This is a genomic window from Streptomyces sp. CB02261, assembly GCF_001905665.1.
Taxonomy (GTDB): domain Bacteria; phylum Actinomycetota; class Actinomycetes; order Streptomycetales; family Streptomycetaceae; genus Streptomyces.
This window is the reverse complement of sequence record NZ_LIVX01000001.1, coordinates 428,854-448,641: the sequence shown is the minus strand read 5'-3', so window position 1 is coordinate 448,641 and position 19,788 is coordinate 428,854. Positions and strand designations below refer to the sequence as shown.

The following is a 19,788-nucleotide window of genomic DNA, read 5'->3' as shown; positions in this document are numbered from 1 at the left end:
CCATGACCATCGACGATCCCGCCCGCCCGGAGACGTCCGAGGCGCCACCGTCGGAGACCACCCCCGACACGGCCGCCCCCACCCCTCAGAAGGCCGGAACCTGGAGCGCCCTGCGCCCCCTCGTCCTCCGCCTCCACTTCTACGCGGGCGTCCTCGTCGCCCCCTTCCTCCTCGTGGCCGCCGCCAGCGGTCTGCTCTACGCGCTCTCCTTCCAGGCCGAGAAGGTGGTGTACGCGCACGAGCTGGAGGTCCCCGTCGGCGAGACGACCCTGCCGCTGTCGCAGCAGGTGACCATCGCCCGCAAGGTCAACCCGAACGGCACCGTCACCGCCGTCTGGCCCGGCGCCGAACCCGGGGCGACCACCCGGGTCCTGATGGCCGACCCCGACGTCCCCGAAGGCACCTCGCTGGCCGTCTTCGTGGACCCGTACACCGGGGACGTACGCGGTCAGCTGCCCAGCTACGGCAGCTCGGGCGCACTCCCGCTGCGCACCTGGATCGACGGCCTCCACCGCGACCTGCACCTCGGCGACCTCGGCCGCAACTACAGCGAACTCGCCGCGAGCTGGCTGTGGGTCATCGCGCTCGGCGGCCTGCTGCTCTGGCTGGGCCGCCGCAGGAAGAGCCGCCGCGCCCTGTTCGTCCCCGAGGGCGGCCCGGCCTCCCGCCGCCGCACCCTGTCCTGGCACGGGTCGGTCGGCCTGTGGGCGGTGACGGGACTCGTCCTGCTCTCGGCGACGGGTCTGACCTGGTCGCGGTACGCGGGCGAGAACATCGGCGCCGTCCAGGACGGACTCGGCGGCGCCACCCCCACGCTCTCCGCGACCGTCGGCGGAGCGGCCGGCGGCTCCTCGGAGCACGAGGGCCACGGCGCGGCCCACACCGGGGGCGGCACCGGCGTCCAGGGCCCGGACATCGGCCTCGACCGGGCGCTCGAAGCGGCCCGCGCGGCCGGCGTGGACAGCCCGCGGATCTCGGTGGTCCTGCCCGCCGAGGGCAAGGGGTACGTGGTCAAGGAGACCGACACGCAGTTCCCGCTCCAGCTGGACTCGGTCGCCGTCGATCCGGCCGACGGCGCGGTCCTCGACCGGCTCGCCTTCGCCGACCACCCGCTGCTCGCGAAGCTCACCCGGATAGGCATCGACGCCCACACCGGCGTCTTCCTGGGCCTGTTCAACCAGGTGGCCCTCGCGGTCCTGGCGCTCGCCCTGATCCTGCTCATCCTCTGGGGCTACCGCATGTGGTGGCTGCGCCGCCCGGGCCGCCCCGTGGCGCGCGGGACGTGGCGGCGTGTCCCGGTGACCCTGCTGCTGCCCCTCGCCGCGGGCGCGGCGGTCGTGGCCTGGTTCGTGCCGCTGCTCGGCCTCAGCCTGCTGCTGTTCCTGGCGGCCGACCTCGTCCTGGCCCTGGTGGCGCGGGCGCGGACGAGGTCGCGAACCGTCTGATCAGGGCGTGTACTTGTAGCCGACCCGCCGCACGGTCTGGATCGTGTGGCGGTGCTCGGCGCCCAGCTTGCGGCGCAGCCGGGCCACGTGCACGTCGACCGTACGCCCGTCGCCGACGTGTCCGTACCCCCACACGGTGGTGACCAGCTGGTCGCGGGTGTGCACCCGGTGGGGGTTCGCCACGAGATGGGCGAGGAGCTCGAACTCCAGGTACGTCAGGTCGAGCGCCCGCCCGTCGACGACGGCGATCCGCCGCACGTCGTCGATGGCCACGGGCCCCTGCTCCTCCACCGGGTCGGCGACGGGCGCGGGAGCGGCGACGGGCAGCGGCGGCTGCTGATCGGCCGGCAGGAGCACCAGGTAGCCGACCATCGGCGGACGCCCCGGCAGCGTCGGCAGGGTGTGCGGGGGAGCGGGCAGCAGGGTCGCGCCGGGCGGCAGGAAGTCCGCGACCCGGGAGAAGTCGACGGATTCGTCGGGATCGACGGCGCGCAGTCGGTGGCGGCCGGGACGGACGGCGGTGAGGGAAGCAGTCTGGGTGTGGGCCATGAGAGGTCAGCTCTTTCGCGCGGAGAAACGGACGGACAGGAGTCGTACGTCGTGCGCGTCGGCCGAAGGCCGCTGGATCGGACCGTACCGATCGGGGCGTTAGAGGGCCGACGCGTTCCTCGCGCGGCAACACACCCGGTCGAAGTCGTGATGCTGCCGGGAAGGCCAGAACGGCTCGAGGTCATGGCGACCTGTCGCGCTGTCGTTCCGTGTGAAGGCCATATCCCTATTGAACCAGAAGGGAATAGCGCTGAGCAGCCCTTGCGCGCCAAATCCCGTGTCGCTTTCCCCACATGACGGAAGGGGCGCCCACCGTGAGAAACGGTGGGCGCCCCTTCCGGAGAGCTGCGGATCAGACCTGGCCGGCCTTCTCCAGGGCCTCGCAGCAGGTGTCCACCAGGAGGCGGGTCACCACGTACGGGTCCACGTTCGCGTTCGGGCGACGGTCCTCGATGTAGCCCTTCTGGTCCTGCTCGACCTGCCACGGGATGCGGACCGAGGCGCCGCGGTCCGAGACGCCGTAGGAGTACTGGTCCCACGGGGCGGTCTCGTGCAGGCCGGTGAGGCGGTCGTCGATGCCGGCGCCGTAGTTCTTGACGTGGTCGAGCGGCTTCGAGCCCTCGCCGAGGGACTCGGCGGCGGTGATGATCGCGTCGTAGCCCTCGCGCATCGCCTTCGTGGAGAAGTTGGTGTGCGCGCCCGCGCCGTTCCAGTCGCCCTTCACCGGCTTCGGGTCCAGCGTCGCCGAGATGTCGAAGTCCTCGGCCGTGCGGTAGAGCAGCCAACGGGCGATCCACAGCTGGTCGGAGACCTCCAGCGGCGCCAGCGGGCCGACCTGGAACTCCCACTGGCCGGGCATGACCTCGGCGTTGATGCCGGAGATGCCCAGGCCCGCCGTGAGGCAGTTCTCCAGGTGCGCCTCGACGACGTCACGGCCGAAGATCTCGTCGGCGCCGACACCGCAGTAGTAGCCGCCCTGCGCGGCCGGGAAGCCGGCCTCGGGGAAGCCCAGGGGGCGCGAGCCCTTGAAGAAGGTGTACTCCTGCTCGATGCCGAAGATCGGCTCCTGAGCGGCGTACTTCGCGGCGACCTCGGCCAGCGCGGCGCGGGTGTTGGACTCGTGCGGCGTCATGTCCGTGTTGAGGACCTCGCACAGCACCAGGATGTCGTCGCCGCCGCGGATCGGGTCCGGGCAGGAGAAGACCGGCTTGAGAACGCGGTCGGAGGCGTGGCCCTTGGCCTGGTTCGTGCTGGAACCGTCGAAGCCCCAGATCGGCAGCTCGTCGAGCGCGAGCGCTCCACCCGTGATGATCTTCGTCTTCGAACGAAGCTTCGCGGTCGGCTCGGTGCCGTCGATCCAGATGTACTCAGCCTTGAAGGTCACTGGCCTCATCCTTTGAGCGTGCTGCTGCGGGAGTCGCAACGGCTCGCGGCGCTGCGAGAAGCTGCGGTGTCTGTGTCCGGTCGCAGCTTCGCAACACGGGATTTCCCGTCGGTTGCCCGAATGTGAACCCCGTGTTACTCAGCTTTCCTGTGGATGCCGCGGCCGCTGTGCGAGCGCACCCGCGCGCGCCCCCCGTTCCGCGCGGCACCAGGCTCTCCGGTCGACCGGCACACCGAACGGGCGACCTCGCGAGGCCCGCCCGCATCCGCGCGATCCGGGAGCCGGGACGCGCGCGGGGTGGGCCGGCGCGGTGGATTCCCCGCGTCGTATACGGGGTCCGGTGTCGTCCGGCGGCAGCCCGGCGGGCCGGGAAGCGGGCGCGCGCGGGGGCCCGGGACGGCGGCCGGCACCGCCGTGGAGCCGGTTGTCACCGCCGCCCGGCAGACTGGGGGCATGGCGAAGAACCCGGGCGCGAAGCCCCGTATCGGACTCCTCGGCACCGGCCCCTGGGCCGGTCGCACGCACGCGCCCGCGCTGGCCCGGCATCCGGGGATCGAGTTCAGCGGGGTGTGGGGCAGGCGCCCCGAGGCGGCGGCCGCGCTCGCCGCCGCGTCCGGCACGCGCGCGTACGACGACGTGGACGCCCTCTTCGCCGCCAGCGACGCCGTCGCCCTCGCGCTCCCGCCGGACGTGCAGGCCCCGCTGGCGGTGCGGGCGGCGGAGGCCGGGTGTCACGTCCTCCTCGACAAGCCGGTCGCGACGACGGTCGCGGGGGCGCGCGAGGTGGCCGACGCGGTCGAGGCGGCGGGGGTCGCCTCGGTGGTCTTCTGCACGCTGCGGTTCGCGGAGCCGACGGCCCGCTGGATCGAGGACCAGGCCGCGAAGGACGGCTGGTTCCTGGGCGAGGCGCACTGGCTGGGCTCGCTGTACGGGACCGGTTCGTCCAGTGCGTACGCGGCCTCCCCCTGGCGGAGGGAGAAGGGCGGCCTGTGGGACGTGGGCCCGCACGTCCTCTCCGTCTACCTGCCGGTCCTCGGCGACGTCACGGCGATCACCGCCGTGCCGGGCCAGGGCGACACCCACCACCTGGTCCTGCGGCACACCTCGGGCGCGAGCAGCACCGCCACGCTCACCCTCAGCGCCCCGCCGGAGGCGGCGGAGGCGGCCCTCACGCTGTACGGCACCGGTGGCAGAGCCGAACTGCCCCGCTGGGACGGGGCGGTGGACGCCTTCGGCGCGGCCGTGGACGCGCTCGTCACGGCGGCCCGCACGGGCCGGCCCCACCCCTGCGACGCCCGCTTCGGCCTCCGCCTCACGGAGATCCTGACGCAGGCGGAGACGGAGGCGGCCCGGGGCGCGGAGGAACGGATCTAGGCCGTGGCCGGAGAGTCCCGCCTGGCTCGCGACGCCTGGCACGCACGCTCGCCGCGTCATCGGGATCGCCCGGGTACGCCCGGTACGAGGGCGTCCCCCGGCCGTGCGATCGCGCGCACCGGACGCCGCGAGCCCCGCCCTGCGGGCGGACGGCGCTACGTTCCGGACACGGCCCGGGCCGTGTCCGGCAGAGCGTCGCCCAACGCGTCGCACAGCGCGCCGAGCGCCGCCCCGTACAGCCGTTCCGGCGGGGTGGCGTAGCCGACGACCAGTCCGGCCGGGTGGGCCGGGCCCCGGGCGTCGGGGTGGCGGTAGGAGGCCAGGCCCTCCACGGCGACCCCGTGCCGGGCCGCCGCCGCCAGGGCCGTCCGCTCCGTGCCGGGCGGGAGTTCCAGCACGGCGTGCAGCCCGGCGGCGATCCCCGTCACCCGCACCCCCGGCGCCCGCTCCGCGAGCACCGCCGTCAGCCGGTCGCGGCGCGCCCGGTGCCGCTGGCGCATCCGCCGGACGTGCCGGTCGTACCCGCCGGAGGCGAGGAAGTCGGCGAGGGTGAGCTGCTCGGTCGCGGCGGCGTACGGCTCGCGCTCGCCCTTCGCCGTGACGACCCCGTCGACGAGCGCGGCCGGCAGGCACATCCAGCCGATCCGGAGCGCGGGGGAGAGGCTCTTGCTGACCGAGCCGATGAGGACGGTCTGTTCGGGGTCGAGGCCCTGGACGGCGCCGACCGGCCGCCGGTCATAGCGGAACTCGCCGTCGTAGTCGTCCTCGACGACCAGGCCGCCGGAGGTCCGCGCCCACTCCAGGACGCCGGCCCGGCGCTCGGGGTGCAGCGGCCCGCCGGTGGGGAACTGGTGGGCGGGGGTGAGCAGCACGGCCGACGCGGGGCGGGGGATATCCGCGACCCGGGCCCCGTCCTCGTCGACGGCCACCGGCACGGTGACGACCCCGGCCTCGGCGAGGAGACCGCGGTGGAACGGCAGTCCGTACGCCTCGACCGCCCAGGGCCCCGCCGTGCCGAGCACGCGCGCGAGCAGCCGCAGGGCGTGCGCGGCGCCGGAGCAGATCACGATCCGGTCGGGCGAGGTCCGCACGCCCCGCGCCCGGGCGAGGTATTCGACGAGTGCCCGGCGCAGTTCGATCCGGCCGTGCGGGTCGCCGATGCCGAACGCCTCGTGCGGCGCGGCGGTCAGCGCCCGCCGGGCCGACGCCAGCCAGGTGGCGCGGGGGAAGGCTCCCGGGTCGGGCTTGCCCTGGACGAGGTCGTACGGGAGCGGTGGCGGCGCGGTCGGCCGCACGGGCCCGGGGGCGGGCGCGGCGACGCGGTCGGCGACCCGGGTCCCGGAGCCCTGGCGGGAGGTGAGCCAGCCTTCGGCGACGAGTTCGGCGTACGCGTCGGCGACGGTGTTGCGGGCGATCCCGAGGTCGGCGGCGAGCGTGCGGTAGGGCGGCAGCCGCGTCCCGGGCGCGAGCCGCCCGCCGCGGACGGCGTCGCGCAGCGCCCCGATGAGCGCGGCCCGCCGCCCGCCTCCGGCACCGAGTTCCAGGTGCAGGTCGTTCCCGAGGTCCATGCCCTGGCTCCGTGTCAGCGGGACAGCGCGTCCCGTACGGCCTCCTCCGACCGGCCGACGACGGCGGTGCCGTCCTCGGCGGTGATGATCGGGCGCTGGATCAGCTTGGGGTGCGCGGCGAGCGCCTCGATCCACCGGTCGCGGTTCCCGGCGTCTCGGGGCCAGTCCTTCACGCCGAGTTCCTTGGCGACGGCCTCCTGGGTCCGGGTGATGTCCCACGGTTCGAGGCCGAGCCGTTCGAGGACGCGCGCGATCTCCTCGGGCGAGGGCACGTCCTCCAGGTACCGCCGGACGGTGTAGTCGGCGCCCTCGGCGTCGAGAAGGGTGAGGGCGCTGCGGCACTTGGAACAGGCGGGATTGATCCAGATCTCCATGCGCACCACGGTACCCGCCAGACCGCGCTCCACCACCCCCCAAACCCTGCCTGGCCAGGGGCGATTGTCAGTGCGGGCCACTAAAATGGGGGGTGAAGGTGAGGGTCCCGGGGAGGGCCCGCACCCCACCGTTCGCCAGGAGGTAGCCCATGGCTCTCGCCGTGATCCGGACGCCGTCCATCGAACCCTGGAAGCCCCTCCAGAGGAAGCCGCTTCCCGCGGGCCGGCCGCGCGAGTGGTACGTGACGCACAACCGGCGCCTGAAGGCGATGCGCCTCGCGATCGCCCTCCTCGACGCCGGCGTCTACGTCCCGTCGAAGGCGACGAACGCGACGATACGCACCACCGCCACCCAACTCGGCATCCACCCGCCCTCGGACACCACCTGCCGCATGGTCCGCACGTTCATCCGCCACGGCCGCTGACCGGACGACAGACCGCGTCGCGGGTACGGCGAAGGCCGCCACCCCGAGAGGGATGGCGGCCTTCACGCGGAATCCGCGGCTTAGAGGTCGAAGTACAGCTCGAACTCGTGCGGGTGCGGGCGCAGCTGGATCGGGGCGATCTCGTTCGTGCGCTTGTAGTCGATCCACGTCTCGATCAGGTCGGAGGTGAAGACACCGCCGGCCTGGAGGTACTCGTTGTCCGCCTCCAGGGCGGAGAGGACGGCCTCGAGGTTGGTGGGGACCTGCGGGACGTTGGCGTGCTCCTCGGGAGCCAGCTCGTACAGGTCCTTGTCGATCGGCTCCATCGGCTCGATCTTGTTCTTGATGCCGTCGAGGCCCGCGAGGAGCAGCGCCGAGAAGGCGAGGTACGGGTTCGAGGACGGGTCCGGCGCGCGGAACTCGACGCGCTTGGCCTTCGGGTTCGAGCCCGTGATCGGGATGCGCATGGCCGCGGAGCGGTTGCGCTGCGAGTACACCATGTTGACCGGCGCCTCGAAGCCCGGGACCAGGCGGTGGTACGAGTTCACCGTCGGGTTGGTGAAGGCGAGCAGCGACGGCGCGTGCTTGAGGATGCCGCCGATGTAGTAGCGGGCGGTGTCCGAGAGGCCCGCGTAGCCCGTCTCGTCGTAGAACAGCGGGTCGCCGTTCGACCACAGCGACTGGTGGACGTGCATGCCCGAGCCGTTGTCGCCGAAGATCGGCTTCGGCATGAAGGTCGCGGTCTTGCCGTTGCGCCAGGCGACGTTCTTCACGATGTACTTGAAGAGCATCAGGTCGTCGGCCGCGGCGAGCAGCGTGTTGAACTTGTAGTTGATCTCGGCCTGGCCGGCGGTGCCGACCTCGTGGTGCTGGCGCTCGACCTGGAGGCCGACGTTCTCCAGCTCCAGGGAGATCTCGGAGCGCAGGTCGGCGAAGTGGTCGACCGGCGGGGCCGGGAAGTAGCCGCCCTTGTAGCGGACCTTGTAACCGCGGTTGTTCTCCTCCGCACCGGTGTTCCAGGCGCCGGCCTCGGAGTCGATGTGGTAGAAGCCCTGGTTCGCGGAGGTCTCGAAGCGCACCGAGTCGAAGACGTAGAACTCCGCCTCGGGGCCGAAGTACGCGGTGTCGGCGATGCCGGTGGAGGCGAGGTACGCCTCGGCCTTCTTCGCGATGTTCCGCGGGTCACGGCTGTACTGCTCGCCCGTGATCGGGTCGTGGATGAAGAAGTTGATGTTCAGCGTCTTGTCGCGGCGGAAGGGGTCCACGCGGGCCGTCGACAGGTCGGCGCGGAGCGCCATGTCGGACTCGTGGATCGCCTGGAAGCCGCGGATCGACGAGCCGTCGAAGGCGAGCTCCTCCGCCGGGTCGAAGGCCGTCGCCGGGATCGTGAAGTGCTGCATCACGCCCGGGAGGTCACAGAAGCGGACGTCGACCATCTTGACGTCGTTGTCCTTGATGAACTTCTGGACCTCGTCGGCGTTCTGGAACCCGTGCTTCTCGGACATCCAACTCCTCCTACTCCCGGCCCGGGGAGGGGCGGGGTTGCAGCTCGGTCGTGCGGCCAGTGCGGTGGCACACGCTGGACCCGACCATAGGCAGACGGGATTTCTCAAGCATGACCCATTTGTTTCGTCCAAGTTAACCGGGCTGGGTGGCGCCGCGCAGTCCGGCGCTCCGCGCCGACGGGTCCGGCGCGTCTTCGCCGACCCGGGCCGAAGTGATCAAAATCGGGCGCAGTACCGTGGTCGGGTGGACAACAGGCAAGCACTCGGATCTTGGCTCTCCGGCCCCCGCGCGGCGGCCGAGGACGCAGGCGTCGACTTCGGCTACCGCGGTCAGCAGCTGGGGCTGCCCGAGGAGGGCCCCGGTTCCATCGCCCGCCCCGGGCGGCGCCTCGGCGCGCTGGCCGTCGACTGGGCCCTCTGCACGCTGATCGCATACGGCTTGATCACCGACGGCTACAACCAGGCGACGGGCAACTGGGCCCTCGGCATCCTGCTCGTCCTGAGCGTGCTGACCGTCGGCACCATCGGCTCGACGCCCGGCAAGCGCCTCTTCGGCCTCGCGGTCGTCTCGGCGCGCGGCGGCCGCCTCGGCCTGCCCCGCGTGGCGCTGCGCTCCCTGCTGGTCTGCCTGGCGATCCCGGCCCTCATCTGGGACCGCGACGGCCGCGGCCTCCACGACCGCCTCTCCGGCGCCGTCCAGGTCCGTATCTGACCCGTACCGGCGGGCGAGGCCCGTACGGCAGATGCGCGAGGGGCCCCGGACCGTTGTCACGGTCCGGGGCCCCTCGCGTTCGAGCGTTCGATCGGTCGGGCGCGTCAGCGCATCTTTCCGCCCCGCGGCATCCGCATGCCCTTCGGCATCGGACCCTTCGGCAGCGGCATGTTGCTCATCAGGTCGCCCATCGCCCGCAGCCGGTCGTTGGCCGCCGTCACCTGCGGGCCGGTGAGCACCCGAGGCAGCTTGAGCATGGTCGTACGGACCTTCTTGAGCGGCACCTGGCCCTCGCCGTCGCCGACGACGATGTCGTGCACCGGCACGTCCACCACGACGCGGCCCATCCGCTTCTTCTCGGCCGCGAGCAGCGTCTTGACCCGGTTCGGGTTGCCCTCGGCCACCAGCACGATGCCGGCCCGGCCGACCGCCCGGTGCACGACGTCCTGGCTGCGGTTCATCGCGACCGCGGGGGTCGTGGTCCAGCCGCGTCCGACGTTCTGCAGGACCGCCGCCGCCGCGCCCGGCTGGCCTTCCATCTGCCCGAAGGCCGCGCGCTCGGCGCGCCGCCCGAACACGATGGCCGCCGCCAGGAGCCCCAGGACGAAGCCCAGGATGCCCAGGTAGACCGGGTGACCGATCAGGAAGCCGATCGCGAGGAGGACACCGAGTACGACGATGCCCACGCCTGCGACGACAAGTCCGACCTTAGGGTCGGCCTTTCGGGTCATCTTGTACGTGAGGGCGATCTGCTTGAGCCGCCCCTGGTTCGCAGCGTCAGCGCTGCCCGTGTTTGCCTTCCTCGCCATGTCCTGAAGTTTACGTGGCCCGGGAAGTCCGGCCCGACGCGACCTCCATCACGTGCTGGGCCTCGACCCTGTCCTTGGCGCGGCGGCGGTCCTCCAGGACGGAGTTCCAGGCGTTGCGCCGTGCGGTGCGCTGCCCGGAGCCGAGGAGCAGCGACTCGACGGCCTTCAGGGCGTCGGTGACGGACGGGATCGCGGTGACGCGGACGTGCGTCGATGCGGGCGGCATGGCGGGGTCCTCCCTCGATTGCGGGTGAGACGAGGCGGGGGTGTGAGCAGGTGATGGCGGTGAGTGAAACCAGGCTCACAGATCGGTGTTACCAGGGCGTGACCCGGTGGTCAAACACTGATGAAAGGTCGATGCGGCCGAGCGGGCGTACGCACGACGTCGGCGCGGCCCGTACGTCCCCGCTGAGCTGCGGGAGCGTACGGGCCGCGCCGGATCAGGCCACTACTGGCCAGTAACTACTTGTGCTTGGATTCACACGGCCTGGGTGGCGTTGTCCACGGCGCCGCGCTTCTCGATCGCCTGCTGGTACAGCCGTCCCGCGCGGTACGAGGAACGGACCAGCGGGCCCGACATCACGCCGGAGAAACCGATCTCGTCGGCCTCCTCCTTCAGCTCCACGAACTCCTGCGGCTTCACCCAGCGCTCCACGGGGTGGTGCCGGACCGAGGGGCGCAGGTACTGGGTGATCGTGATCAGCTCGCAGCCCGCGTCGTGCAGCTGCTGGAGCGCCTCGCTGATCTCCTCGCGGGTCTCGCCCATGCCGAGGATCAGGTTCGACTTCGTGATCAGACCGTAGTCCCGCGCCTGGGTGATGACGTCGAGCGAGCGCTCGTAGCGGAAGCCGGGGCGGATCCGCTTGAAGATCCGCGGCACCGTCTCCACGTTGTGCGCGAAGACCTCGGGACGGGAGGCGAAGACCTCCGCGAGGAGCTCCGGCACGGCGTTGAAGTCGGGCGCGAGCAGCTCGACCTTCGTCCGGCCGTCGGCGCGGTCCGCCGTCTGCTGGTGGATCTGGCGCACGGTCTCCGCGTACAGCCAGGCGCCGCCGTCCTCCAGGTCGTCGCGGGCGACGCCGGTGATGGTGGCGTAGTTCAGGTCCATCGTGACGACGGACTCGCCCACACGGCGCGGCTCGTCACGGTCGAGCGCCTCGGGCTTGCCCGTGTCGATCTGGCAGAAGTCACAGCGCCGGGTGCACTGGTCGCCGCCGATGAGGAAGGTCGCCTCGCGGTCCTCCCAGCACTCGAAGATGTTGGGACAGCCCGCCTCCTGGCAGACCGTGTGCAGGCCCTCGCTCTTCACGAGACCCTGCATCTTCGTGTACTCGGGCCCCATCTTCGCCCGGGTCTTGATCCACTCGGGCTTGCGCTCGATGGGGGTCTGGGCGTTCCGGACCTCCAGGCGCAGCATCTTGCGTCCGTCGGGTGCGACTGCGGACACATCGGCTCCTGTAGCTTCGATTCTTCGGCGCACACCAGGGTACGCCGTTGCTTCCCATGCCTTACTACCTCTGGCCAACCTCTGGCCAGCGCCCCGCATTCCTCGGGACGCCTCAGGCCGAGGCCGTCTCCGCCGGACGCTCGATCTCGCGCGGCTTCAGTTCCGCGCCCTCGAGGACGTCCCGCAGGTGGCGCTCCACCACCGGCAGCACCTCCGCGATCGAGATGTCCCGGCCCAGCTCGTTGGCGAGCGAGGTCACCCCCGCGTCGCGGATGCCGCACGGGATGATCCGGTCGAACCACGCGTTGTCCGGGTTCACGTTGAGCGAGAAGCCGTGCATGGTGACGCCCTTGGCGACCCGGATGCCGATGGCGGCCAGCTTGCGGTCCTCGCGGCGCTGGCCGGCGTTGGACGGCGCGTACTCCGGACCGTTCAGGCGGGCGTCGAACTCCTCGTCGTGCAGACGGGGGTCGAAGTCGAGCGACAGACCGCCGAGGAACGGCCGCTGCTCCACCGGGTCACCGAGGACCCAGACGCCGCTGCGCCCCTCGATCCTGGTCGTCTCGAGACCGAACTCGGCGGCCGTGAGGATCAGCGCGTCCTCCAGCCTGCGGACGTGCGCCACGACGTCCACCGGGCGCGGCAGCTTCATGATCGGGTAGCCGACGAGCTGGCCGGGTCCGTGCCAGGTGATCTTGCCGCCGCGGTCGACGTCCACCACCGGCGTCCCGTCGAGGGGGCGCTCGCTCTCCGCCGTGCGCCGGCCGGCCGTGTAGACCGGCGGGTGCTCCAGCAGCAGGCAGGTGTCGTCGATCTCGTCCGCGAACCGCGCGGCGTGCACCTGGCGCTGCTTGTCCCAGGCCACCTGGTAGTCGACGGCTTCCTCGCCGAATCCAAGGCGGACGAATCGCAGCTCACTCACGGCCATGCCTCCTCCTGGGTACCGGGCCGGGAACCGGGGATCATCCCGGGCCGACTCGGCGCCGAATGGGTCATTCGCGCCCATGCCACTGTACGGCGGTGCCCGGGACACACCTCCGGCAGGTGGACGGGGGCGCCTACGTCAGCGGTGCCGTCAATCCTCACACGATCGGATGAATGTGGGGCGAAGGTGGCGGTACGGGCCGTGAGGACCGCTAAATTCACGCCGTTCCATGAGGGTCCTACGGGGCTGCCGCCCGGACCCGGAAGGCAGGAGACCGCACAGCTGATGACGGAACGACCACCGCAGCGCATCCCGAACCGCCAGCTCGCCGCGCTCATCGCCGAAGCCGGGTTCTCCCACGCCGGGCTCGCGAGACGGGTGGACCAGCTCGGTCTGGAACACGGTCTCGACCTGCGGTACGACAAGACCTCCGTGACCCGCTGGCTCCGCGGGCAGCAGCCGCGCGGCACCACGCCCGCCCTCATCGCCGAGGTCTTCACCCGCCGTCTCGGCCGACGCCTCTCCGCCCAGGACCTCGGCCTCGACGCCTGCGCGCCCGTCTACGCGGGCCTGGAGTTCGCCGCGACCCCCGAGGAGGCCGTCGACATCGTCAGCGGTCTGTGGCGCAAGGACTCCGGCAGCCACGCCGAGCTCCGGAAGATCGCCTTCACCCCGGCGGGCCTGGTCGTCCCCAGCCGCGACTGGCTGATCGGACGGGCGGACGACCGGGTGGCGCGCGGGGACCACCCGTCGCCCGGCCACCGCACCTCCGCCGTGACGGCGACCGCGACCGCGACCGTGCCCGCCGAGGGCCGGCTCGGGCACGATCCCCGGGTCCCGCCGCAGGGCCGCTTCTCCGTGCCCCGGCAGCGCGGTACGGACCGCGGCCCCGGCCAGCGGGTCTCCAGCGGCGACATCGCCGCGCTCCGCTCCGTCGGCGAGCTCTTCCGCACCCTCGACCACGCCTACGGCGGCGGCCACGCCCGCCAGGCCCTCGTCCGCTACCTGGAGCACGAGGCCGAGCCGATGCTCCGCGGGACGTACGGGGAGGCCGTCGGGCGCCGCCTCTTCGCCGCCGCCGCCGACCTCACCCGGCTCGCCGGCTGGACCTCGTACGACATCGCCGCCCACGGCCTCGCCCAGCGCTACTTCGTCCAGGCGCTGCGTCTCGCCCAGGCCGCCGGGGACCGGGCCTACGGCTCGTACGTGCTCCTCACCATGAGCTGCCAGGCCGTCTACCTCGGCCACGGCAGGGAGGCCGTCCAGCTCGCCCGGGTCGCCCAGCAGGGCGTCGGGCCCGCCGCGCCGCCCGTCGTCCAGGCGATGCTGCACGCGGTGGAGGCACGGGGGCACGCGGTCCTCGGCGAGGCGCGCGCGTGCAGTGCCTCGCTCGTCCGGGCCGAGCGGGCCCTGGAGGCGGCCCGGCCGGGCGACGAGGTGCCGTACTGGGCCCGGATGTTCGACGAGGCCCAGCTCGCCGACGAGCTCGGGCACTGCCACCGCGACCTCCAGCAGTACCGGCCCGCCGCCCAGCACGCCGAACGCGCCCTCCAGCTCCGCGCCCCCGGCTTCGCCCGCAGCCGGCTCTTCTGCCGGGTCGTCCTGGCCACGTCCCGGCTCGCCCTCGGCGAACTCGACCAGGCGTGCGCGCTGGGGGCGGAGGCGGCGCAGCAGGCGTCGGAGATGCGGTCGGCGCGGGCGGTGGAGTACGTACGGGACTTCGAGCGTCGCCTGGAGCCGTACCGCGACGCGGCGGCGGCCCGCACCTACCGCGACCGAGTAGCAGCCATCGGCTGACCCCCACGGGCCGCGCCCACCGCTGCCCGGAGCCCAGGTCTCGCGCCCGTCGCCCCTGACGCCCGGTGCCCGTGGGTTGGGCCCGGAACGTCTGACCGCGACGGGCGGGCCCAGACCCGGGGCGCCGTCCAGATGGGGCCACGTCTCAGGCCGCCTCGTCGTGCGCCTCCTCGCCTCCGGGGACCCGGACGCCCAGGTCCGTCAGGAGGGAGCGGGCGGCTCGGTGGCCCGAGGAGAGGGCGCCCCGGGGGGTGGCCGTCGCGCGGTGGTCGCCGCAGACGTAGAGGCCCGACAGCACCCGGACCGAGCGCCGCGCGTCGTGCGGCGGCGTCATCGCCGGGAAGGCGTCCCGGGTGTGGTGGAGCCCGAGCAGCTCCCACTCGTCGGTCGACGTGCCGTACAGCGTGGCGAGGTGCTTGCGGACCCGCCGTTCCGTGTCGTCCGGCGGCGTCCCCAGCACCGTCGAGGTGATGAGCGCCCGCCCCTCCGGCGCCCGGCGCGGGTCGACCGCGCTCATCACGGCGGTGTGCGCCACCGGCCCTCCCGGGTCGGACTCCAGGAGCAGCGTCGGGTCCCCGGCGGGCGCCACGGGCGCCGTGTGGTGCAGCACCGTCACGGAGTGGAAGGCGGGCGTCCGCAGGCCGGGAAGCAGCGCGGCCGCCGTCCGCGCCCCCGTCGCGAGGACCACCGAACGGCACCGGAACACCCCGTGCTCCGCCGTGGTGACCCGCGCGATCGACGCCTCCGTGACCCGTACGCCGGTACGGACCGTGCCCACCGGCAGCGCGGCGGCGAGCCGCTCCGGCAGCGCCCCCGCGCCGCCCTCGGGGACGGCCGCCCAGCCCCGGGCGAAGGCGCGGAGCGCCAGGTCCGCCTGGCGGCTGGACATGCCGAGGTCCGGGTCGCCGAGGAGCGCCGCGAGCAGCGGCCGCAGCACCCCCTGCACGGTCCTGGCGGGCAGCCGGGCGGTGAGCGCCTCGCGCGCCGTCCGCTCCGGCCGGGCCAGGAGGCGCTGCGACGGGGTCGCGGCGAGCCGGACGAGCGACGCGCCGAGCCGCGCCTGGTCGAGCGAGGCCGCCGGATGCCGGGGGGCGCTCGCGAGGGCGCGTGCCACGCTGAACGCTCCCCCCACGCTCCGGGGGCCCCCGCCCCGGACGGCGACGGCGGCCCGGCGCGGATGCGGTGCGCCCCACCGCGCGTACCGGCCGTCGCTGTGCACGAGCACCCCCGGGGCGAAGGGGCGCAGGACGAGGCCGTCGAGCCCCGGGGTGGCCCGCAGCTCCTCCGGCGACAGGGTGAGCACGGGCCCGACCCGGTCGAGGAGGAAACCGTCGACGGCCTCGGTCGCCATCCGGCCCCCGATCCGGGGCTCCGCCTCCAGGACGGCGACGGAGAGCCCCGCGCCGGTCAGCCGGTGTGCGGCCGCGAGCCCCGCGACCCCGGCTCCCACGATCACGACGTCGACGGCCTCCACGACGTCCGTACGCTGTGCGGTCCTTGCGCTGTCTGCGCTGCTGAGCACGTGCCCCTCCCCAGGTCGGCGCGGCCGGTGGGAGGCCTATGCCCCCAACGGGCCCCCGGAATGCCCGAGTTCGCGGTTCGGGTCGAGCCTAGGCAGCGCTCCCACGGGTGCCAGCCGCGCGCACCGGGGGTGCGTGCGGCACGGGGGAGCGCAGAGGCGCGGGGCCCGGCGGCCCACGGGGTGCGCGGGGAGCGCCGCGCTCAGCCGGCCGCCGCCCTGATCGAGTCGTCGATCGTCGGGAACGCGAAGTCGAAACCGGTCTCCAACAGGCGCCCCGGCAGCACCCGCTGACTGCCCAGCACGTCCTGCGCGAAGTCCCCGAGCACCGCCTTCAGGGCCGGCGCCGGCACGGCGAAGAGGGTCGGTCGGCGCAGGACCCGTCCCATCGCCGCCGTCACCTCGCGGTTGGTGACCGGTTCGGGGGCCGTCAGGTTCACCGGGCCCGAGAGTGACGGGGTGTCGACGAGATGGCGCAGGGCGGCCACCTCGTCGTGGAGGGAGATGAACGACCAGTACTGGCGGCCGTCGCCCATCCGCCCGCCGAGCCCGGCACGGAAGAGCGGGAAGAGCCGGCCCCAGGCCCCGCCCTCGCTCGCCACCACCAGGCCGGTCCGGGCGTAGGTGACCCGGATCCCCGCCTCCTCCGCGGGAGCGGCCGCCGCCTCCCACTCCACGCACACCGAGGGCAGGAAGCCCGTTCCCGCGGGGGCGCTCTCGTCGACCGCCCGGCTGCCGGTGTCCCCGTACCAGCCGAGCGCCGTGCCGCACACCAGGCTCTCCGGGGGCTGCGCGAGCGAGGCGAGGGCCTGGGAGATCGCTGTCGTGCCGAGCACCCGGCTCTCCCGGATCTCCCGCTTGTACGTCTCGCTCCACCGGCGTTCGCCGACGCCGGCGCCCGCCAGGTGCACGACCGAGTCGACGCCGACGAGGCCGGCGGCGTCGACGTACAGCCGCTTGGGGTCCCATTCGACCTCGTCGGCCGCCCTGGCCGGGCGGCGGACGAGCCGGAGGACGTCATGGCCGTCGGCGCGCAGGGAGCGGACGAGGGCCGAGCCGATGAGCCCGGAGGCGCCGGTGACGGCGACACGCTTGCGGGTGGCGGAACGCTGCATGGGGCCATCCTGCCCCCCTCCGCCCCTCACATGGCACAGTGGGCGGCATGAGGGTGTCGGAGACGTACATACGCGCGGCCGGGGCCGCTGACGACGACGCCCTGGGCGCGCTCGACCGCGCCACCTGGTCGCCCCTCCACGCGGTGCTGCCCCCGCCCGTCCCGCCGTACGGGCCGTTCTTCGACGAGCGCCACCGGGCCGAGGACTACCTCGTGGCCGTGTGCGAGGGAGCCGTCGTGGGCTACGTACGCGTGGTGCCGCCGACCCCGCTCGCGTCCAACGCCCACGTACGCCAGATCCAGGGCCTCGTCGTGGCCGAGTCCGTCCGGGGGAGGGGCGTGGCGCGGGCGCTGCTGCGGGCCGCGATGGACAAGGCGTGGGCGGACGGGGCGGTCCGGATCACGCTCCGGGTGCTCGGCCACAACGCCCCCGCCCGCGCGCTCTACGCCTCCGCGGGCTTCGCGGTCGAGGGCGTGCTGCCGGGCGAGTTCCTGTTCGACGGCGTACCCGTGGACGACGTCCTCATGGGCCGCTCACTGACCGGCCCTGCCGGGACGGCGTAGCCGAAGGCGCGTCGCTCCCACGCCCCGGTCTACGGGAGCGCGCCCGCCCCCGGTCGACGAGCCCGCCGCTCACCCGTCCCCCTCCCCCCGCAACAGCCTCATCCCGCCCATCAGTTCCCGCAGGCAGCGGACGGCGAGCTCCGCCGGCGCGCCCGCGCCGCGTACCGGGGCGTCCGTCTCCGACCAGGTCTCCAGGGCGATCCGGATGGCGTCCGTGGCCGCCGCCGCCGCGAGCCGTACCTCCAGCAGGTCGGCGTCCGGCCCCGCGAGCCCGGCGACGACCTCGCGCAGCCGCTCCTCCGACTCCTGGTTCACCCGGTACCAGACGGCCCGCAGCGCGGGGTCCTCGGCGGCCGCCCGCAGCAGGCCGCGCGTCCACCGCAGACCCTCCTCCATCGACTCGTCCGCCGGGGTCAGCGACGCGGCGATCGAGCGCTCCAGGGCCTCGGGCAGGCCGGCGCCCGGCTCCGTCGCGGCCAGGGTCCGCCGCCAGCGGTCGGCTCCGCCCGCGAGGAGCGGGGCCACGGCGTCCTGCTTGGAGCGGAAGTACCGGTAGAAGGTGCGCAGCGCGACCCCGGCCCGCAGGGCGATGTCCTCTGCCGTGGTGCCGTCGGGGCCGTGCTCGGTGAAGAGCTCGGCGGCGGCGCGCGCGATGTCCAGCTGCGTGGCGGCCTTGCGCCGCTCCGTCAGCGTCGGGGTGGGGGGCGTGCCGCCCTCGGGCTTGGTGCTCACCGTACGAAGCGTACGCCCGCGGTCGCCGGATGTGCACGATGTGCAGCGATGGCAAAACGTGCCACCTAGGCGTACGGTGGCAGCATTCCGCACCGCATGACCACGAGAGGTTGCCGCCATGAACCAGCTGACCCGTTACGAAGGACGCCGCGCCCTCATCACCGGTGGCGGCTCCGGCATCGGCCAGGCCACCGTGCTCCGCCTGCTCGCCGAGGGCGGCCGGGTCGTCGCCGCCGACATCAGCGAGGACGGGCTCAAGGACACCGTCGCCAGGGCGGGCGACGCCGCCGACCGCCTCGGCACCGTCGTCCTGGACGTCGCCGACGAGACCTCCGTCCGTGCTGGCGTCGCCGCCGCCGTCGAGGCGCTCGGCGGCCTGGACGTCCTGGTCAACGCGGCCGGGGTGCTGCGCTCCTCGCACACCCACGAGACGAGCCTCGACGCCTTCGAGCAGGTCGTACGGATCAACCTCACCGGCACCTTCCTCGTGATCCGCGAGGCGATCCCGGCGCTCCTGGAGGGGGAGGGCCCGGCCGTCGTGAACTTCTCCTCCACCTCCGCGATGTTCGCCCACCCCTACATGGCGGCCTACGCGGCCAGCAAGGGCGGCATCCAGTCCATGACCCACGCGCTCGCCGCCGAGTACGCCAAGCAGGGCATCCGGTTCACGGCCGTCCAGCCCGGCTCCATCTCCTCGGGCATGACCGACGGCTCCGGCGCCAGCCGGCAGAGCGTCGGACCCGGCCTGCCCGAGGACACCGACTGGACCCTCTTCGCGAAGCTCGCCCCCGCCCTCGGCCAGGGCTTCGCGGGCGCCGAGACCGTCGCGGGCGTCGTCGCGATGCTGGCGAGCGAGGACGGCGCGTTCATCACCGGCACCGAGATCCGCGTCGACGGCGGCACGCACTTCTGACGAGCACCGGGGCGGCCCGCCGCCCCGACCCGGTCCGCCCCTCTGCCCGGTCCACCCCCCAGCCCGGCCTATCCGGCGCCGAACCGCTCCCAGAGCCGCGGGAAACGGCTCGCGAGCACGTCGTCGTCCGCCAGGTCGAAGGGAGTGCCGAGCGGCTCACCGCCCGGCACGGGGATGCCCAGATCGGGGGTCTCGGCGCCGGTCAGCCGCTCGTACGCCTCGTCCGCCGCGAAACCGATCTCCTCACCGTCCCCGTCGATCTCCACGTCGAAGTCGCCGAGCAGCTCCGCCAGCGCGTCCGGATCGTGCACCGCGCCCTCGTAGACCTCCCGGCCCTGGCCGATGAGCCAGCAGCGGAACGAGTCGAAGGTCTCGTCCCCCGCCCCGTCGAACAGCACGGCCGCCGCGCCCCACAGGTCCCACAGATACGCGCGGTTGAAGCGGGCCTCGAAGTGGCGCGCGTAGTCGAGGACGGAGTCGGGGTCGAGACGGGTCAGCCGTTCCACGAGCAGATCGGCCTGCTCCTCGGGGTCGCCCTCGGCTTCCTCGCGGCTGGTGTCGATGATCTGCCAGAACTCCGTCTCGTCCATCACGGGACCAAGCATCGTGGCTCGGAGGACGCGACGCACCCG

The 19,788-nt window shown here is 73.4% G+C and carries 20 protein-coding genes; 7 read left to right on the top strand and 13 right to left on the bottom strand.

Going from position 1 to position 19,788, the window contains the following annotated elements:
- The first annotated feature begins 2 nt into the window (after window positions 1-2).
- Window positions 3-1,445 (top strand): PepSY-associated TM helix domain-containing protein, encoded by a 1,443-nt coding sequence (locus AMK29_RS02005; RefSeq protein WP_073806854.1) that lies wholly within the window; start codon window positions 3-5, stop codon window positions 1,443-1,445.
- On the opposite strand, the gene AMK29_RS02000 is transcribed toward AMK29_RS02005, so the two are convergent.
- Together AMK29_RS02000 and glnII are read right to left on the bottom strand one after the other, a co-directional pair.
- Window positions 1,446-1,994: a winged helix-turn-helix domain-containing protein gene (locus AMK29_RS02000; protein ID WP_073806853.1), complete on the bottom strand. Its 549-nt coding sequence runs from the start codon at window positions 1,992-1,994 to the stop codon at window positions 1,446-1,448.
- 352 nt (window positions 1,995-2,346) lie between these two features.
- Complete coding sequence (glnII, locus tag AMK29_RS01995) at window positions 2,347-3,378, bottom strand: glutamine synthetase (protein ID WP_073806852.1); 1,032 nt, start codon at window positions 3,376-3,378, stop codon at window positions 2,347-2,349.
- 453 nt (window positions 3,379-3,831) lie between these two features.
- Here glnII and AMK29_RS01990 point away from each other — a divergent pair, with 453 nt between their 5' ends.
- Window positions 3,832-4,752, top strand: coding sequence for a Gfo/Idh/MocA family protein (locus AMK29_RS01990; protein ID WP_073806851.1), 921 nt, complete (start codon window positions 3,832-3,834; stop codon window positions 4,750-4,752).
- 155 nt (window positions 4,753-4,907) lie between these two features.
- On the opposite strand, the gene pdxR is transcribed toward AMK29_RS01990, so the two are convergent.
- Together pdxR and AMK29_RS01980 are read right to left on the bottom strand one after the other, a co-directional pair.
- The gene (gene pdxR, locus AMK29_RS01985) at window positions 4,908-6,320 is read right to left on the bottom strand and encodes a MocR-like pyridoxine biosynthesis transcription factor PdxR (protein ID WP_073806850.1); all 1,413 of its coding nucleotides are present in this window, start codon (window positions 6,318-6,320) and stop codon (window positions 4,908-4,910) included.
- Window positions 6,321-6,334: 14 nt separating this feature from the next.
- Window positions 6,335-6,694, bottom strand: a complete 360-nt coding sequence (locus tag AMK29_RS01980) for an arsenate reductase family protein (protein WP_073808185.1) — start codon at window positions 6,692-6,694, stop codon at window positions 6,335-6,337.
- A 149-nt stretch (window positions 6,695-6,843) separates the two neighbouring features.
- On the opposite strand from AMK29_RS01980, the gene AMK29_RS01975 reads away from it, so the two are divergent.
- A complete protein-coding gene (locus AMK29_RS01975) occupies window positions 6,844-7,119 on the top strand; it encodes a hypothetical protein (protein ID WP_073806849.1) in 276 nt (91 codons plus the stop codon).
- A gap of 80 nt (window positions 7,120-7,199) precedes the next feature.
- On the opposite strand, the gene glnA is transcribed toward AMK29_RS01975, so the two are convergent.
- Complete coding sequence (gene glnA / locus AMK29_RS01970) at window positions 7,200-8,624, bottom strand: type I glutamate--ammonia ligase (protein ID WP_073806848.1); 1,425 nt, start codon at window positions 8,622-8,624, stop codon at window positions 7,200-7,202.
- Window positions 8,625-8,868: 244 nt separating this feature from the next.
- Here glnA and AMK29_RS01965 point away from each other — a divergent pair, with 244 nt between their 5' ends.
- A complete protein-coding gene (locus tag AMK29_RS01965) occupies window positions 8,869-9,336 on the top strand; it encodes an RDD family protein (RefSeq protein ID WP_073806847.1) in 468 nt (155 codons plus the stop codon).
- Between the two features lie 104 nt (window positions 9,337-9,440).
- Here the strand turns inward: AMK29_RS01965 and AMK29_RS01960 are convergent, their stop codons facing one another.
- The 4 genes from AMK29_RS01960 to lipB all read right to left on the bottom strand — a co-directional run bounded on the left by AMK29_RS01960 (window position 9,441) and on the right by lipB (window position 12,514).
- Window positions 9,441-10,145, bottom strand: a complete 705-nt coding sequence (locus AMK29_RS01960; RefSeq protein ID WP_073806846.1) for a DUF4191 domain-containing protein — start codon at window positions 10,143-10,145, stop codon at window positions 9,441-9,443.
- Between the two features lie 10 nt (window positions 10,146-10,155).
- On the bottom strand, window positions 10,156-10,371 hold the full coding sequence (locus tag AMK29_RS01955) for an SCO2195 family GlnR-regulated protein (protein ID WP_073806845.1): 216 nt from the start codon (window positions 10,369-10,371) through the stop codon (window positions 10,156-10,158).
- Window positions 10,372-10,623: 252 nt separating this feature from the next.
- A complete protein-coding gene (gene lipA, locus AMK29_RS01950; protein ID WP_073806844.1) occupies window positions 10,624-11,592 on the bottom strand; it encodes a lipoyl synthase in 969 nt (322 codons plus the stop codon).
- A gap of 112 nt (window positions 11,593-11,704) precedes the next feature.
- A complete protein-coding gene (gene lipB, locus AMK29_RS01945) occupies window positions 11,705-12,514 on the bottom strand; it encodes a lipoyl(octanoyl) transferase LipB (protein WP_073808182.1) in 810 nt (269 codons plus the stop codon).
- A 288-nt stretch (window positions 12,515-12,802) separates the two neighbouring features.
- Here lipB and AMK29_RS01940 point away from each other — a divergent pair, with 288 nt between their 5' ends.
- Window positions 12,803-14,314 (top strand): regulator, encoded by a 1,512-nt coding sequence (locus AMK29_RS01940; protein WP_073806843.1) that lies wholly within the window; start codon window positions 12,803-12,805, stop codon window positions 14,312-14,314.
- Between the two features lie 145 nt (window positions 14,315-14,459).
- On the opposite strand, the gene AMK29_RS01935 is transcribed toward AMK29_RS01940, so the two are convergent.
- Window positions 14,460-15,836 (bottom strand): NAD(P)/FAD-dependent oxidoreductase, encoded by a 1,377-nt coding sequence (locus tag AMK29_RS01935; protein WP_079196713.1) that lies wholly within the window; start codon window positions 15,834-15,836, stop codon window positions 14,460-14,462.
- A gap of 200 nt (window positions 15,837-16,036) precedes the next feature.
- A complete protein-coding gene (locus AMK29_RS01930) occupies window positions 16,037-16,948 on the bottom strand; it encodes a TIGR01777 family oxidoreductase (RefSeq protein ID WP_073806841.1) in 912 nt (303 codons plus the stop codon).
- 47 nt (window positions 16,949-16,995) lie between these two features.
- Here AMK29_RS01930 and AMK29_RS01925 point away from each other — a divergent pair, with 47 nt between their 5' ends.
- Window positions 16,996-17,511, top strand: a complete 516-nt coding sequence (locus AMK29_RS01925; protein ID WP_073806840.1) for a GNAT family N-acetyltransferase — start codon at window positions 16,996-16,998, stop codon at window positions 17,509-17,511.
- A 69-nt stretch (window positions 17,512-17,580) separates the two neighbouring features.
- On the opposite strand, the gene AMK29_RS01920 is transcribed toward AMK29_RS01925, so the two are convergent.
- Window positions 17,581-18,243 (bottom strand): TetR/AcrR family transcriptional regulator, encoded by a 663-nt coding sequence (locus tag AMK29_RS01920; protein WP_073806839.1) that lies wholly within the window; start codon window positions 18,241-18,243, stop codon window positions 17,581-17,583.
- 118 nt (window positions 18,244-18,361) lie between these two features.
- Between AMK29_RS01920 and AMK29_RS01915 the strand changes: the two genes are divergently transcribed.
- The gene (locus tag AMK29_RS01915) at window positions 18,362-19,156 is read left to right on the top strand and encodes an SDR family NAD(P)-dependent oxidoreductase (protein ID WP_107422501.1); all 795 of its coding nucleotides are present in this window, start codon (window positions 18,362-18,364) and stop codon (window positions 19,154-19,156) included.
- A gap of 68 nt (window positions 19,157-19,224) precedes the next feature.
- On the opposite strand, the gene AMK29_RS01910 is transcribed toward AMK29_RS01915, so the two are convergent.
- Window positions 19,225-19,746 (bottom strand): DUF4240 domain-containing protein, encoded by a 522-nt coding sequence (locus AMK29_RS01910; protein ID WP_073806838.1) that lies wholly within the window; start codon window positions 19,744-19,746, stop codon window positions 19,225-19,227.
- Window positions 19,747-19,788: the final 42 nt, after the last annotated feature.

What these genes read in the sequence shown, in the direction of transcription:
- AMK29_RS02005 (WP_073806854.1), top strand. Translation starts at nt 3, where the DNA reads ATGACCATCGACGATCCCGCCCGCCCGGAGACGTCCGAGGCGCCACCG.
- AMK29_RS02000 (WP_073806853.1), bottom strand. Translation starts at nt 1,994, where the DNA reads ATGGCCCACACCCAGACTGCTTCCCTCACCGCCGTCCGTCCCGGCCGC.
- AMK29_RS01990 (WP_073806851.1), top strand. Translation starts at nt 3,832, where the DNA reads ATGGCGAAGAACCCGGGCGCGAAGCCCCGTATCGGACTCCTCGGCACC.
- pdxR (WP_073806850.1), bottom strand. Translation starts at nt 6,320, where the DNA reads ATGGACCTCGGGAACGACCTGCACCTGGAACTCGGTGCCGGAGGCGGG.
- AMK29_RS01980 (WP_073808185.1), bottom strand. Translation starts at nt 6,694, where the DNA reads ATGGAGATCTGGATCAATCCCGCCTGTTCCAAGTGCCGCAGCGCCCTC.
- AMK29_RS01975 (WP_073806849.1), top strand. Translation starts at nt 6,844, where the DNA reads ATGGCTCTCGCCGTGATCCGGACGCCGTCCATCGAACCCTGGAAGCCC.
- glnA (WP_073806848.1), bottom strand. Translation starts at nt 8,624, where the DNA reads ATGTCCGAGAAGCACGGGTTCCAGAACGCCGACGAGGTCCAGAAGTTC.
- AMK29_RS01960 (WP_073806846.1), bottom strand. Translation starts at nt 10,145, where the DNA reads ATGGCGAGGAAGGCAAACACGGGCAGCGCTGACGCTGCGAACCAGGGG.
- AMK29_RS01955 (WP_073806845.1), bottom strand. Translation starts at nt 10,371, where the DNA reads ATGCCGCCCGCATCGACGCACGTCCGCGTCACCGCGATCCCGTCCGTC.
- AMK29_RS01940 (WP_073806843.1), top strand. Translation starts at nt 12,803, where the DNA reads ATGACGGAACGACCACCGCAGCGCATCCCGAACCGCCAGCTCGCCGCG.
- AMK29_RS01930 (WP_073806841.1), bottom strand. Translation starts at nt 16,948, where the DNA reads ATGCAGCGTTCCGCCACCCGCAAGCGTGTCGCCGTCACCGGCGCCTCC.
- AMK29_RS01925 (WP_073806840.1), top strand. Translation starts at nt 16,996, where the DNA reads ATGAGGGTGTCGGAGACGTACATACGCGCGGCCGGGGCCGCTGACGAC.
- AMK29_RS01915 (WP_107422501.1), top strand. Translation starts at nt 18,362, where the DNA reads ATGAACCAGCTGACCCGTTACGAAGGACGCCGCGCCCTCATCACCGGT.
- AMK29_RS01910 (WP_073806838.1), bottom strand. Translation starts at nt 19,746, where the DNA reads ATGGACGAGACGGAGTTCTGGCAGATCATCGACACCAGCCGCGAGGAA.